This window comes from Acinetobacter sp. LT1 (genome assembly GCF_059800965.1).
Genome location: NZ_JBBAXE010000006.1, coordinates 13703 through 28354, shown reverse-complemented (window position 1 = coordinate 28354; position 14652 = coordinate 13703). Strand labels below are relative to the sequence as shown.

Sequence of the window (14652 nt, the reverse complement as noted above, 5' to 3'; positions counted from 1 at the left end):
TTAAGAAGCCGCCACCAAACTGTCAAGAAGGTAAGGTGACAGTTTGTTCAAAATATAGCAAAACAGTTCAGCAGTCTTCTGAGTATCGTACAAAGCAGAGTGTGCTTCTTTACCATCAAACTCAATTCCAGCTTGAATACAGGCTTTAGCAAGCACAGTTTGTCCAAACATAACAGCACTTAAAGTAACCGTATCCATTACTGAAAAACTATGGAATGGGTTTTGGTTTTTTGTGCTTGTACGTGCAATTGCTGCTTGCACAAAACCAAGGTCAAAATGCGCATTGTGGCCCACTAAGACGGCATGTGTACAATGTTGCTGTTTACGGACTTCATTCACCGATTTAAAAATACGGCGTAATGCAGTGCGTTCATCTTCAGCCATTGCAATACGCATTGGATTGAATGGATCAATACCAATAAAGTCTAACGAACGGCGATCGAGATTAGCCCCTTCAAACGGGTTAATATGTGCATGAAATGCTGGACCAGGGACAAATTGTCCCTGAGCATCATACACAATTGGAATGCACGCAATTTCTAGCAATGCATCTGTCTGGGCATTAAAACCTGCCGTTTCAACGTCAACAACAACAGGTAAGAAGCCACGAAAACGTTGGCCAATGACCGGGACAGAGGTTTCTTGTGTCACACTTTTCTCCATTGCAGCGTTTTCCCGGCATGCAGCGGGATAATTTTTTGATCATCTAAATAATCAAAAGATTCTGGAACGAGGTTATCTTCTTTTACCAAGGTAATGGTAGAAGTATTACGTGGTAGCCCGTAGAAGTCTGCACCAAAGTGGCTTGCAAAACCTTCTAAACGCTCTAATTTACCCACTTGGTCAAATGCTTGAGCATAAAGTTCAATTGCATTAGGCGAACTATAACAGCCCGCACAGCCACACGCATTTTCTTTTGCATTTTGCGAGTGAGGAGCACTATCTGTACCCAAGAAAAATTTAGGGTTACCGCTCGTTGCAACTTCAAGCAAAGTGGTCTGGTGAGTTTGACGCTTTAAAATTGGTAAGCAATAGAAATGCGGTTTAATACCACCAACCAACATATCATTACGGTTAAATAATAAATGCTGAGGTGTAATGGTTGCAGCCACATTGCGGTCTTGTTCTAAAACAAAGTGCGCAGCATCGCTTGTTGTGATGTGTTCAAGTACCACTTTAAGTTTTGGAAACTGTTTTAATAACGGTGACAAAACTTCATCTAAGAAGCGTTTTTCACGGTCAAAAATATCAACGTGGTTATGAGTCACTTCACCATGAAGTAATAACGGAACTTGGTGTTCTTCTAATTGCTCAATGACTGCATAAACTTTACGGATGTCACTTACACCGTTATCAGAATTGGTGGTCGCACCTGCTGGGTAAAGTTTAATAGCATTTACATGTCCAGATTCTTTAATTTTACGAACTTCATCTGGTGAGGTGAAATCAGTAAAATAAAGCACCATACGTGGGTCAAAGTTAAGACCCTCTGGAACATGAGCAAGAATACGTTCACGGTAAGCCAATGCTTCTTCCACAGTTTTTACAGGTGGAACAAGGTTTGGCATACAGATCGCACGAGCAAATTGTTTGGCCAAATCAGGTACAGTACGTTTTAATGCTAAACCATCACGTAAATGTGCATGCCAGTCATCTGGCTGGAGCAGGGTAATAGAGTCCAAGGCAGTTCAAACTTCGAAATAAAACAAATGATAATCGATAAAGTGTGAAAATGGTAACGAGAATTACGGACAAATGGCAAAATAAAGCGCCAGAGGCCTTAAAAAATAATGTTATATTTTGTTAATGTGTGAGAGGCAGGAATCAGGTAGTGGCAAATAGGGGAAATGTACATGAATTACTCAAAGCAAAAGAAGAAATAGAATATTTAGTAACTCTACATACCCATCGTTATGCCAATATACCTTTGCCACATCAATTAGAAAAAAAATTCTGGTGTTTAAATCTTGAGCGAACTAAACAGAATATCTCAAAATTTTTAGCAAGTGGCGTTTTAACCTATCTCATTTTCATATTGCTGGCTCTACCTACAGACTATTTGGTCATAGGCGTGCCTTATATTACTTGGGATTTTATTTACTGTTTACTTAGCGCAATTAATATTGCTTGTGCACTGCTGTTATTTTGGGTTTTTGCAAAGTTTAAAAAACTCACTGAATATTTTTATATCGCCGCATGTGGCATTGTATTTTTGACCATTATTATCAATGCAATGTTGCTCCTTAGCGTAGGAAATGTCGCTCTTAAAAACCAGTCGATGTTATTACTTTCCTTCTTATATATGCTGGGTTTTATTTTAAGCGGAATAAAGCCTCTACATATGCTTTATGTAGGTTTAACAGCAGCCTTTTGTGTTTTTTCCCTACTGATTTTATGGCAAGCGAATTGTGATTTTATTGCTTTGGGAAGAGCGCTGTTTGGAAGTTGTATTTTAGGTTTTTCAATTAGTACGATGCTTACCTCAAGAGAAAGAAGCCTTTTTTTAAATAATCAGCTTGCTGAGCTTAACGAACAGATTTTACGTATTGAGGCATCTGAATTGCTTCATTTAAGCCAGCAGGATGCACTGACGAATATCTCAAATCGACGTACTTTTGATGAGATGTTCGATTTCTTTTACTATCGTGCAAAGCAAGAAAAGCGCCCATTGGCTGTTTTATTTATTGATATCGATTTTTTTAAAAATTATAACGATTTTTATGGACACCAAATGGGGGATAAAGTCATTTCATCTATTGCCGCTGCAATTAAAAATTCGATTCGACATGTTGATTTTGTTGCTCGTTATGGTGGAGAAGAGTTTGTCGTACTGTTACCGAAAACACCTGCTCAAGGCGCCTATGCCGTCGCTGCAAATATTTATAAAGCGATTGAGCGACAAGCGATTCCTCATGCAGCATCTTTAGTCTCTAAGCATGTCACGATTAGTTTAGGTTTTACTGTTTATACAGAAGGTTTTAAAGTAAATCAGGAAAAATTAATTCATGCTGCGGATCAAGCTTTGTACCGAGCTAAGCAGCTTGGACGTAACCAGATTTATTATCAACCCTTGGATGCGGCAGAACTTGTTTAAACTCTAGTGCTTGAAATAAAAAAGCCACCTGTGTCGGTGGCTTTTTTATTAATTAAGAAAATTATTTTTTCTTGCTATCGAGTTGTGGCACAGCAGAACCTTGGCCGATTGAAAGCAAACCAGCATCTGTATAGATACCAAGTTTTGCACGTGTATCGGTAATGTCGAGGTTACGCATCGTCAACTGACCAATACGGTCCATTGGCGTAAACATTGAATCGCCTTTTTCCATTGTTAAACGTTCAGCTTCGTACGTTAAGTTTGGAGATTCAGTGTTCATGATGGTGTAGTCATTACCACGACGAAGCTCAAGAGTTACTTCACCAGTAATCGCTTTAGCAACCCAACGCTGTGCAGTTTCACGCAACATAAGTGCTTGAGAGTCGAACCAGCGGCCTTGGTAAAGTAAACGACCTAAACGTAAACCGTTAATGCGGTATTGTTCGATCGTATCTTCGTTATGAATACCAGTAACCAAACGCTCATAAGCAATATGAAGAAGGGCCATACCCGGTGCTTCATAAATACCACGAGATTTTGCTTCGATAATACGGTTTTCGATTTGGTCAGACATACCTAAACCATGACGGCCACCAATACGGTTTGCTTCAAGAATAAGCTCAACCGGATTGTCAAAAGTTTGACCGTTTAAGGCAACAGGTACACCTTCTTCAAAACGTACAGTCACTTCTTCTGGAGTAATTTTAACTTCATCTTTCCAGAAAGCAACGCCCATAATTGGGTCAACGATTTTGATACCAGCATTTAAATATTCAAGATCTTTTGCTTCGTGAGTTGCGCCCAACATATTTGAGTCCGTTGAGTACGCTTTTTCTTTTGACATTTTGTAGTCAAAACCGTTGTCGATCAGGAACTGTGACATTTCTGCACGGCCACCGAGCTCATCGATGAAGTTTTGATCTAACCAAGGCTTATAAATTTTAAGATTCGGGTTAGTCAACAAACCATAACGATAGAAACGTTCAATATCGTTACCTTTATAAGTTGAACCGTCACCCCAGATGTTTACGTCATCTTCTTTCATTGCGGTAACTAGCATTGTACCTGTTACTGCTCGACCAAGTGGAGTCGTATTGAAATAAGGAACACCACCTGTACTGATATGGAATGCACCACACTGAATCGCAGCAATACCTTCAAGCGCAAGTTGTAAGCGGCAGTCAATTAAGCGAGCTTTTACAGCGCCATATTGTTCTGCTTTCTTTGGAATTGCATCGTAGTCATCTTCATCAGGCTGACCTAAGTTTGCAGTATATGCATAAGGTTCTGCGCCTTTTTGTTTCATCCACAATAAGGCAGCTGAAGTGTCTAGGCCTCCGGAGAAGGCAATCCCAACTTTTTTGCCTACTGGTACATGCTGCAAGATAGTTGCATTATCAGTCATTGCTAATCCTAACATTTATGAAAAAGACCCCATATAGGCGGTCTTGAGAATTCTGAATGGCGGCTATTGTAGCACTATTCATGGTGCTTTTTTTCGCAAAAAAAGCATTAATTCACTTGTTCTGATTTGAAGTTTTAATTTGATAAAAAATATAAGGCTATTTATAGAATAAGAAGAGTTAAATGAAGTATTGTTCTTAAATAAATGGATTGACCATAAGCTCCGATAAATTTCTTTGCATGGTCATCCAAAATTATCAAAAAAGTATTAAAGTACTATGCAACAAGTTGCAAAAAATTATTGGGACGCAGCATGACAAGTTACGCCAATTTATTAAAACCATTACATTTAGGCTTTACCACTATTAAAAATCGTGTGGTGATGGGTTCCATGCATACGGGGCTTGAAGACCGTTTTTACAATTACCCAAAGCTGGCAGCTTATTTTGAAGAGCGCGCGAAAGGTGGGGTTGGCCTGATTGTGACAGGTGGTATTTCACCGAACCGTCAAGGATGGTTAGCACCTGCTGGCGGAACCATGAATAGCTTATTTGATATTCCACAGCATCGTCTGGTTACACATGCTGTGCATAAACATGGTTCTAAAATCTTAATGCAAATTTTGCATGCAGGTCGCTATGGTTACCAGCCGTTTGTTGTGTCTTCAACAGCCATTAAATCTCCAATTTCACCTTTTAAACCACGCCAGCTTTCTGAAAAAAATATTCTGAGCACAATAGAAGATTACGCACAGTGCGCCGATATTGCCAAAAAAGCAGGTTATGACGGTGTCGAAATTATGGGCTCGGAAGGTTATTTAATTAACCAGTTTTTAAGTCGCCACGTGAACCAGCGTACTGATCGTTGGGGTGGTGAAATTGAAAACCGTATGCGCTTTCCAGTCGAGATTGTTAAAGCGATCCGTGCCAAAGTTGGTGAGAAATTTATTATTTGTTTCCGCTTGTCTTTACTCGATTTAGTCCATGACGGTAACACCATGCAAGAGGTGGTGACTGTAGCCAAAGCCTTAGAAAAAGCAGGGGTGACTTTATTAAATACCGGCATTGGCTGGCATGAAGCTCGTGTGCCGACCATTGTAACATCTGTGCCTCGTGCCGCTTTTGTCGACTACACTGCTCATGTAAAACAGCATATTTCTATCCCGATTATTGCGTCAAACCGCATTAACATGCCTGAAACTGCCGAAGAAATTTTGGCAACTGGCAAAGCAGATATGGTTCAAATGGCGCGTCCTTTATTGGCCGATGCATTTTGGGTAAATAAAACTGCGACTAACCGCGTTGATGAAATTAATACTTGTATTGCCTGTAACCAAGCCTGTTTAGATCATGCTTTTAAAAATAAGCGTGTGTCTTGTTTAGTGAACCCACGTGCAGGACATGAAACTGAACTGGTCTATTTAAAGACTAAACAGCCTAAGCGAATTGCAGTTGTGGGCGGTGGAGTAGCGGGTATGTCGGCGGCAACTGTTGCGGCAAGCCGTGGCCATGCAGTGACGCTATTTGAAGCAACTTCAGATGTAGGTGGTCAATTTAACTTTGCCAAAGTTGTACCAGGTAAAGAAGAATTCCACGAAACGATTCGTTATTTTAAAGTCCAGCTCGAAAAAACTGGAGTAGACGTACGTTTAAATACTCGAGTGAATCGTGAGCAGCTTGAACGTGAAGGTTTTGATGAAGTGATTGTTGCAACAGGTGTAATCCCTCGTGCATTAAAAATTGAAGGAAGTGACGCACCACAAGTCCTTTCATATGCTCAAGTTTTAAAAGGGGCAGAAGTCGGGCAAAAAGTTGCAGTGATTGGTGCGGGTGGTATTGGTTTTGACGTGTCAGAGTTTTTACTTAAACCACCACATCAACCACAGCCTCAACCTTTGGCAGATTGGCAACGTGAATGGGGTGTAGACCCAGATCCGAGCTATGTTTCTGAAGGTGGTATGCAGCCGCCAGAAGTTGAACCGGCAATTCGTGAAATTTATTTACTACAACGTAAAACAACACCACTCGGTATTGGCCTTGGTAAGACTTCGGGTTGGGTACACCGTGCACAGCTTAAAAAGCATGGTGTGCGTATGCTGCGTGGTGTGCAATATAAAGCAGTCACTGATGAAGGGCTTTGGATTGAGCACAATGGGCAAGATCAACTTTTACGTGTAGACACTGTGGTGGTGTGTGCAGGTCAAGAGTCGGTAAAAGACTTGATGCCAAAAGAAGGTGAGTCGACTATAGCGAACTATCATATTATTGGTGGTGCAAAGCTTGCAGCAGAGCTAGATGCGAAGCGTGCGATCAAAGAAGGAGCAGAATTGGCTGCTCAACTGTAAAATTGATGAAACAATATGCACTTGAACACAAAGCGATGATATTTTTCTTGAATAAAATGAATAAGCTTTGTATTCTTACGCACATGGAAGCGTGGCAGAGCGGTTTAATGCACCGGTCTTGAAAACCGACGAGGGCTTATACCCCTCCGTGAGTTCGAATCTCACCGCTTCCGCCAAATTTCAACGACTTAGCCCTGACATTCTCAGGGCTTTGTTGTTTCTAGGGTTATGCAACGTAAGCCTGTAGTAAGCAAAAAATAAATACTTAACTTATATAAATTGTTAAAATCAAAAAAATTAAATCATTTAAAACGGAATAACTAACTGATGACACCATTTTCAATCGAGTTAGCAATTGAGAAAATTGTAGATAAAAATTCTAAAGAAAACTTTCTAGAAGTATACAAGTGCTATGAAGCTGGGTGCTATAGAGCTGCTGTTGGCTTACTGTGGTCTGTAGTTGTAACAGATATAGTTTCAAAATTGCAAAAGGTTGAAATCGATTTTAATGATTCCACAGCCCATAAAATTTTAGCTGAAATAAAAACTAAACAACAAAAAAGAGAAAAAGGAAGCGATTGGGAGCAGTCTATTGTTAAAGATGTATATGAGCGAATGAAATTTTTTGACCAAGATACATATGAAAATCTTCTACATTTACAAAAGAAACGTCATTTATGTAGTCATCCTTTGATTCAAGAAAATGACAATAAACTCTATACCCCGACTCCTGAAGAAACAAAATCTTTTTTACGACATGCATTAGAAGATGTTTTGACAGTTCCAGCTGGCTTTTCAAGGCACGCTTTGACCGACTCTATTTTGGGGGAGATATCCAAATTAAGAGAAGCAGAACATACCTTAGAAACTTTTAAAATAATTATTCGCCAAAGATACCTTAAACATTTACCAAATGAAATTTTACCAGTTTTATTAAAAGATCTATGGAAATTTGTTTTTGTTAAAGATAATGAAGATATTGATGCTAATAGAGTATTTAATGCGGAATTTCTTTTTCAAGTTATTGAAGGTAAAAAAGAAAAATGCAAGGAAATATTTGAGAATGAAGATTATATAAATAATATAAATCAAAACGATAAAATACTTTTCATATTTGTTATGTTGCTTTCTCGATTTGAATTTATGTATGGGTTACTTGATGCGGGTGGAAAAGCTATCTTAGAAACGTACTTATCTAGAAAAGAAAAAATGAAAGTATTTTGTCCTTTCTTATCTACTAATATTTTAGAGCACTTAAAGATCTATATTCCATTGGCTGACAAAAGAGATTTCAAATATTTATTAAAGCTAGCAGATAAACATATGATTAGAAGGGAAGCTCTAGAAATGGGGTTGAATGAATACATTGCTTGTCCAACATATAATGGATTTGCTTTTGCTGATTCAGCATTCGCTAATTACATTGAAGATCATATTGAGGAATATGATTTCCAACTTTTTGAAAAGTATTTAAAAATTGGTGAAACCAACAGTCAGATTTATGATAGAAAACAATTCAAAGAAAGTAACAATATCGTCTATAGGGCTTTATTGAAAAAATTTAATTTAACTATAGTGTCATCTGTATTTAAAGAGTCTGAATATACCCAATTTTATAGTAATGTGGATAAAGATGATATTGAAGAAGAAATTTATGGGGCAGAAAAATCAGCTAAGGAATTTTATAGTGAATTAGTTTCAACAGATGACGATCTGCCATTTTAATTATGTTTAGTATCGTCAACTAATTGTTGCTGATGTGGTACAGCAATAGCTTCCCACTCATCATAAGATAAAATAGGTGGAAAAGCGGCTACTAATTTAATAGTAGTCGCTTTGTTCTTTCTGTGGGTTTCGACTTTAGCTAAACGCCTTTGAAAGTCTTTTAATACCTTAGCCATTATCGGTATGACCACAATTAGGGTTAGGGTATTGTGCCCACGGTTGCCCCTGTAGCATGTTTTTAACCGTTACTGGTACTGTAGGAGGTACATAGTCGCTAAATGGGTGTAATGGGCTATTTAGCTTTTCTTCAAGCTTTGCAAATAAGGGTTTAATAAATACTTCCTCAAGTTCATCGCTGGAAGCATATAAAGCCATGATGTGTATTAGATTATGCATTGCAACCAAACGTTCACTTGGTGAATCATGTGCAATATCCTGTGTAAATTTAAAACGTAAAAATTCATATTCTTCTCGGGTTGGCAGGTTCATTAGTGTTTCTCCAAAGCATTAATACGTTGTTCTAATTCATCAATTTGACGAATACCATTTAAAGCATTAATCGCTTCAATGATTTGTTTACCCACATCAGGCGCAACATTGCCGTCAGCAATAGCTTGTAAAACAGATTGAGCTTGTTCGGTTACGCTTGCTGTAGCATCTAGCTCGAACTGGACTGTTTCTGTTTGGGCTTTAAGAGTTGGTGCAATACGGGAAAGGACTAAGCTAGCCGCTTGCATATCGCCTGAAAGAGCAGATTGAATAACTACCTTGGCAATATCATCAGCATCAGCTAGTAGGGATTGATTTACTTTCATTCGTTTATCAATAATCCCTTTTGGGCGACCTTGTGGGTTAGGGGAGTTCATCCCCTTACGCCAATTTGGATTTCCTGCTGTTTTAGTCTTTGAATTTGTGGTCATTACAATTCCTTGATCTAAACTATTAATTATCAATTTCAAAGATCGACACGTTGATCTTTTAAAATGAATGCTTGTTCTGCTTCGTTTTTCGCTTTACGAAGTTTTTGAATAACGTGTGATGGTTTACCCACTGCTTTTTCTACTTCTTTAAATACCAAGCCACCACGTTCACCCAGTAACGTTGCTGCATTCTTCATGACTTTTAATCGCTTAGCTAAGGCAGGATTTTGAATTTCATGGAGCTGACGTGTGTAATGTTGAACTTCAATATCTGTTAAGCCTGAAAGGTATGATGGAGCACCTAAAAGGGCTTGAAGTGTTTGCAAGTCTTTTTTCTGCTGTGCTTCTTCAATGAATTTGCGACGCTTGCTGTTATTCATGTTTTTAACATGTGAGCGGATTTCATTAGCCACAGGGTCATTAGCACCTGCTGTCAAAGGTGTGGTTAGTTCCTTTTCAATATGAGCAATGCTTTTACTTAGGTTTGCATTTGCAGAATCAATAGATTTAGTAATTTTAAGAAGCTTCTTAGTTGCAAAATCATCAGTTTGGATTAATTGAGCTGCTTCATTCCAAACAGGATTTCGCTTACTTGCTTCACGTGCTTTATGAATATCATTGATACCTTCGTAGGCTTCACTCAATGCTTGGGCAGCAATGTGAACATATGAAGCAGTTTCTTCATCATAGCCTTGAAGGTGCTTGATATTGTCGGGATGTAGTGATGGTGTAATTAGAGGATATATAGACATTTTGAACTCGCATATTGGTTGCATAATTACTTATTGCTTACAACATACGAAAAACAAATTAAAATGGCGACGAAATCAAATAGATACAAATTATTTACAGCAAATAACAAATTATATGGGGGTATAAACAAGCATTTTTATAGTGCGAAAAATAGCCGTTTTAAGCGAGTTTTTAGGGTAGCCAGTACCCTTGTACCAACCGAGTGCGTAAAGAGGTTATTTACCCCTGAAAGTCGTGCTAATTTCGCTATGTTTAAAACTGTATTTGGGGTAAAGGGTTTAGTAATTTAGTTAGCAGCAAGTATTCATATTTTTAACCACAGTATTAATTATTAGCTTTTGCTAACCTTTTGCGGTGTTTTTGCTTTAGTTTTTTTTAAATATTTATAAAAAATAATAGCTTAAGTTTTGCTTTTGCGTTTTTGCGATTTTTGCGGTCGAGGGCAGTAAGTAAAAAACTAAAATTTATACAAATGCTATAAAAAACAAATACATAAATAAATTTACTTAAAAATTGCCTTTAAGGGTTTCGCAAAAACCGCAAAAATCGCAAAAAATAATAATAAGTAATTGTTTTTAAATTTAAAATATAAAAATTAAAATCGCAAAAACACCGCAAAAGGTTAGCAAAAAACGCAAAAGGTAGCTTAAAGCTACCTTAATGTGGTTATTAGTTTTCAAGTTTAGGGTTTAGCGCAATATATAGTTTCTTGCCTCTTTTAAACAGTCGAATACATTTATACATTACAAGTGTATCTAGAAGACGTCGATATTTCTCTAAACGTTGTTGTTTACGGTATGTTGTGTTTGGTCTAAGTTTGCTGTCTGCTACAGTGAAATCATTTTCGTCACAATGTTTCTGAATCATACCTAATAAATATTTTAAATCCGATAATAATTCACTTTCGATAGATTTATTATCGAATCTTTTTTGTTCACGAATATACCAGTACATAATTTCAATAGCAGAACTCATAATATCTTTATCTATTAAACTGTTTTGACCAGTTTTATCACAAAAAATATGAAGACAAGCGGCTAATCGAACTAAGTGTTCGGAGGACTTACTAGCGAAGCCTGATATGTGGTCATAATTTTCCCCTTCACCTTGTTGTTCTTCAATACGATTATAAAAATCTTCCCAAAGGATTTCTGCATCTTTGTTCATTAAGATGTCAGTACATTGAAAAACTTTATTTTCATTATTAAACCGAATACCTAAGTTTAAAAGTCGAGATATTCTTTCATTATAATTCTCTAAATATGGTGTTTCCATATTTCGAGTATTGAGATCAATAAACCGAGTTCCTTTTGTACTGATAGGTCTACTTAATAAAAAGCGTGCTAGAAACCCACTACCTTTTCCCAGTTTTTTTGTATTAACCATAAATTGATCAAATACACTAGGTTGCACAGCTACTCCTAGGGTAACGCGTACTTCTCCAACTGACACATTAGCTTCTTCTGCAATACGGTCACGTTGAATACCATTTCCATCCCATAGTTCGTTATATTGACTGAGTGTTTTCATAATATTCTCTGCACCCATTGCGTTTGAACCAAAAATAGTACCTCCCTCAGAACTTAGTTGAGCTTTTACTGGATAAGATTGTAATTCCTTCATAAACGCTTCTGTTGTTGCGTCCATAATAATGAGCTTTTTCTTTGTTGGTTTTGAGGGTTCATTTTGATAGTGCGTAGTGAAATCGCTGTCAATTTGAGAGCTATTAGGATTTGAACTTTTTTGCATTTGGTTTTCTAATATTTTGGTTCTAGTATCCCATACTTTTTTAGCACCTTTAAAGTTTTTCATTTCTACTTCATATTCTTTAACCATTTCTTTTTCCCAATTAATAATAGGTTTTTTGAAATAGGAATCGACAGTAGATTTGCGTTCGCCACTATCAGCTAAAGTTAGAAAGAATAATGAACAAGGCACGGATTTATTTCCATTTAAAGTGGGGTAAGTGGCATTTACTAATCCCTGAACACTTGCAGAAATTACTGACATACAGCTTGCAAAAATTAGTGAAATTGGTGCTTGAGTAATTTTTGAAACTTCTTCAATAACACACCTAATATCATCAGGGAGTTCCCATAATGGGAAATCTTCAGGGAGTGCTTCGGGGTCTGTATAAGTGTCTAATAAAGGGGTTTCCCAATTCTTATTCCAATCGCAATCATCTTTCCAAAATTGAGGCATAGTTTGCTTTGTATTGTTTGCTATTTCGCTATTGCCTTTATCATTGTTACTTATGATGACTGGTTGCTGTGGGGCTTGGCTGCCCTGTGTAGTTTGCTGTGGTAAAATAGGGGTACGGTTTAAGCTATTCATGCCAGTTTATTCCTATCAAAAAGACTGCTTCGGCGGTCTTTTTTTGATTGTATGTTTACGATAGGCTTAGGTCGGGAGAGGTGTAAGACACAGGTTTCAATAAGCACAGTACGTTTAAGGTTTAGAACAGAAAATTAATTATTTGTCGGAGGTTTGAACTGAATACGAAGACGTACTCGAATGCGCTTGTGCTTCAAGCCATGCCATTAAGGTTGAACGTAAATAGCGGACACGTGACTGGGTATCTGATCCCACTTTAATAAATTGTGGCCCTTTACCTTTAGTACGCCATATTTCAAGGGTATTCTTTTTAAAGCCAAGTAATGAAGCGGCTTCTTTAGTCGTCAGTAAATCTTTATGATTGTTTGCTGAAATAGTCATGTCAAAAGTTCCTTTAGTAATGAGCTATCTGACATGCAATAAAAAAGGGACAGATAGCTCAAGTTTAAATTAACCTTGAAGCCTCTATCCCATGATAGATACAAGCTTAATAATGTAACCCATGTTACGTGAATATTAAGCGAGGTGTTTGCAGTTAAAAGCAACTATATTATGTTTTATGTTAATGCACAAATGATTTTTTATGATTTACTTTTATCAATCCAATCAGCCACTTGCTGAACTTCGGGACGTAAATATTGCAAGTGTGTAGTTTCTAAATAATGAATTGCTGTAACCCCTTTAGGCACATGGTTTGTCAGCAATTCAACCTTGTTTAAATCAATACCACAGTGCGCCACTCCTATTGTGGTAAACGTCCGTCTAAGGTCATGTGCTGTAATTGGTGTTCCAGCAACTTCACTCATACGTTTCAATGAATCTCTAGGGTCAATAATGTGCCCTGACTTTGACCATGAAGCAAAAACAAAAGGTGAACCCTCTGTTCTAGGTCTAGCTTTGAGCAGCTCTATTGCTTGAGTTGATAAGGGTAAATAAACAGGATTGTGGTTTTTAGGGTCGGGTATATGCCACCATGCTTCCTCCAAATTGACCCTATCCCAAGTTAAAGAACGAGCTTCGCCTAATCGTGCGCCTGTGAGCATTAAGAAAATGATTAAATCAATGCTTGCTAGAGTTTCACGGTTAAAAGCAGTTTCCCTTGTTGACCACAAATATTTCCAAACATCATTTACCTTAGAATCAGGAATACGACTGGTACGAGGTTTTAATTTCACCATTTTCTTTTTAAGAATATTAACTGGGTTCTCTTGGATTAATGGTGTGCCATCTTCCTTTCTATATTCGTCCATTGCGTAATTAATTAATGCTCGTAATACACTGAATGCTTGATTAGCTTGGGCAGGTGCAGGGGCATTACCACGTAAACCATGTTCTTTAAGTTGGTTGTAGCGTTTATTCACATCCTCACGGTTTATGGCTGCAATAGGGGTATCCTGCCATGCTTCAAAACTTGTGGTCACATGTCTGCGAATTTCACTTTGTGAACTTTCTTTAAGCGATCTGTCTTTAATGTAAGAGTCGCAAACTTCGCGTAACGTAATAGACATTAATGCATGTGCTTTTGCCTGCGCTGTTGGGCTTGTACCCATGCGCATTGTGCGTAAATGCTCGCGGGCAATGTCACGTGCTTGGTCAGGGGCAAAGACACCATACTGCCCGATAGTAATACGTTCCGAGCGACCATTAACACGGTTTTGCACAATAAAGCTAACACGACCTTTAGGGGTAACTCGAATACCGAAACCTTTTAATTCAGTATCCCATTCAAATTTATCTTTGCTGATTGGTGCAGGGTATTTGTCGATGAAGCTCTTAGTCAACTTAGGCATGATAGAACTCCTCACCGACATTGTAGTTGGTGATAAATGTAGTATGATTCATTTGTTGTTTCCTAGTAGGGATATAACCACAGGCAAGGACTATTGGCGTAGTCGCTTGCCTTTTTTGCACTGTAACTCGTAAGCAATTTGTAAGCGATACAGGGAAAGCATAAACAAGCTACATAAAACAAAATATAGCTTCAAGGCATTGTTTTGTAAAGGAATGTATGGCTTACTAAATGTTAATAAAGCCTAGTAAAGTGTAAGTCCCAATAACTTGAAAACCGACGAGGGTGT

General features: G+C 37.8%; 13 protein-coding genes and 1 tRNA gene. 4 read left to right on the top strand and 10 right to left on the bottom strand.

Annotated elements, in window-relative coordinates:
* Both rnt and pyrC read right to left on the bottom strand, forming a co-directional pair.
* Positions 1-663, bottom strand: a complete 663-nt coding sequence (gene rnt, locus WBW42_RS07320; protein ID WP_002117536.1) for a ribonuclease T — start codon at positions 661-663, stop codon at positions 1-3.
* Positions 648-1682, bottom strand: coding sequence for a dihydroorotase (gene pyrC, locus WBW42_RS07315; protein WP_032056804.1), 1035 nt, complete (start codon positions 1680-1682; stop codon positions 648-650). The genes rnt and pyrC overlap by 16 nt, the downstream gene beginning before the upstream one ends.
* Before the next feature lie 149 nt (positions 1683-1831).
* On the opposite strand from pyrC, the gene WBW42_RS07310 reads away from it, so the two are divergent.
* Entirely contained in the window at positions 1832-3094 is a 1263-nt protein-coding gene (locus tag WBW42_RS07310) for a GGDEF domain-containing protein (protein WP_032048894.1), read from the top strand.
* A gap of 61 nt (positions 3095-3155) precedes the next feature.
* Here the strand turns inward: WBW42_RS07310 and argG are convergent, their stop codons facing one another.
* Positions 3156-4514: an argininosuccinate synthase gene (gene argG, locus WBW42_RS07305; RefSeq protein ID WP_081309928.1), complete on the bottom strand. Its 1359-nt coding sequence runs from the start codon at positions 4512-4514 to the stop codon at positions 3156-3158.
* 297 nt (positions 4515-4811) lie between these two features.
* Here argG and WBW42_RS07300 point away from each other — a divergent pair, with 297 nt between their 5' ends.
* From WBW42_RS07300 to WBW42_RS07290, 3 genes are all read left to right on the top strand, one after another.
* Entirely contained in the window at positions 4812-6842 is a 2031-nt protein-coding gene (locus WBW42_RS07300; RefSeq protein ID WP_032056802.1) for an NADPH-dependent 2,4-dienoyl-CoA reductase, read from the top strand.
* Positions 6843-6927: 85 nt separating this feature from the next.
* Positions 6928-7018: transfer RNA gene (locus WBW42_RS07295), tRNA-Ser, on the top strand.
* 151 nt (positions 7019-7169) lie between these two features.
* A complete protein-coding gene (locus WBW42_RS07290) occupies positions 7170-8567 on the top strand; it encodes a hypothetical protein (RefSeq protein WP_032056801.1) in 1398 nt (465 codons plus the stop codon).
* Here WBW42_RS07290 and WBW42_RS07285 read toward each other — a convergent pair.
* The 7 genes from WBW42_RS07285 to WBW42_RS07255 form a co-directional block, all read right to left on the bottom strand.
* Positions 8564-8743, bottom strand: a complete 180-nt coding sequence (locus WBW42_RS07285) for a hypothetical protein (RefSeq protein ID WP_032056800.1) — start codon at positions 8741-8743, stop codon at positions 8564-8566. The two genes, WBW42_RS07290 and WBW42_RS07285, sit on opposite strands and share 4 nt — an antisense overlap.
* Entirely contained in the window at positions 8736-9056 is a 321-nt protein-coding gene (locus WBW42_RS07280) for a hypothetical protein (protein ID WP_032056799.1), read from the bottom strand. Before WBW42_RS07280 ends, WBW42_RS07285 begins: the two co-directional genes overlap by 8 nt.
* Positions 9056-9487, bottom strand: a complete 432-nt coding sequence (locus WBW42_RS07275; RefSeq protein ID WP_004998933.1) for a DUF5681 domain-containing protein — start codon at positions 9485-9487, stop codon at positions 9056-9058. Before WBW42_RS07275 ends, WBW42_RS07280 begins: the two co-directional genes overlap by 1 nt.
* A gap of 35 nt (positions 9488-9522) precedes the next feature.
* Positions 9523-10239 (bottom strand): hypothetical protein, encoded by a 717-nt coding sequence (locus tag WBW42_RS07270; protein ID WP_000029898.1) that lies wholly within the window; start codon positions 10237-10239, stop codon positions 9523-9525.
* Positions 10240-10909: 670 nt separating this feature from the next.
* Positions 10910-12574: a YfjI family protein gene (locus WBW42_RS07265; RefSeq protein ID WP_032056798.1), complete on the bottom strand. Its 1665-nt coding sequence runs from the start codon at positions 12572-12574 to the stop codon at positions 10910-10912.
* A 138-nt stretch (positions 12575-12712) separates the two neighbouring features.
* Positions 12713-12955 carry a helix-turn-helix transcriptional regulator gene (locus tag WBW42_RS07260; protein WP_000155629.1) on the bottom strand — a complete coding sequence of 81 codons (243 nt, stop codon included), beginning with the start codon at positions 12953-12955 and terminating at the stop codon, positions 12713-12715.
* Between the two features lie 200 nt (positions 12956-13155).
* Complete coding sequence (locus tag WBW42_RS07255; RefSeq protein WP_032056797.1) at positions 13156-14364, bottom strand: tyrosine-type recombinase/integrase; 1209 nt, start codon at positions 14362-14364, stop codon at positions 13156-13158.
* Between the last annotated feature and the right edge of the window lie 288 nt (positions 14365-14652).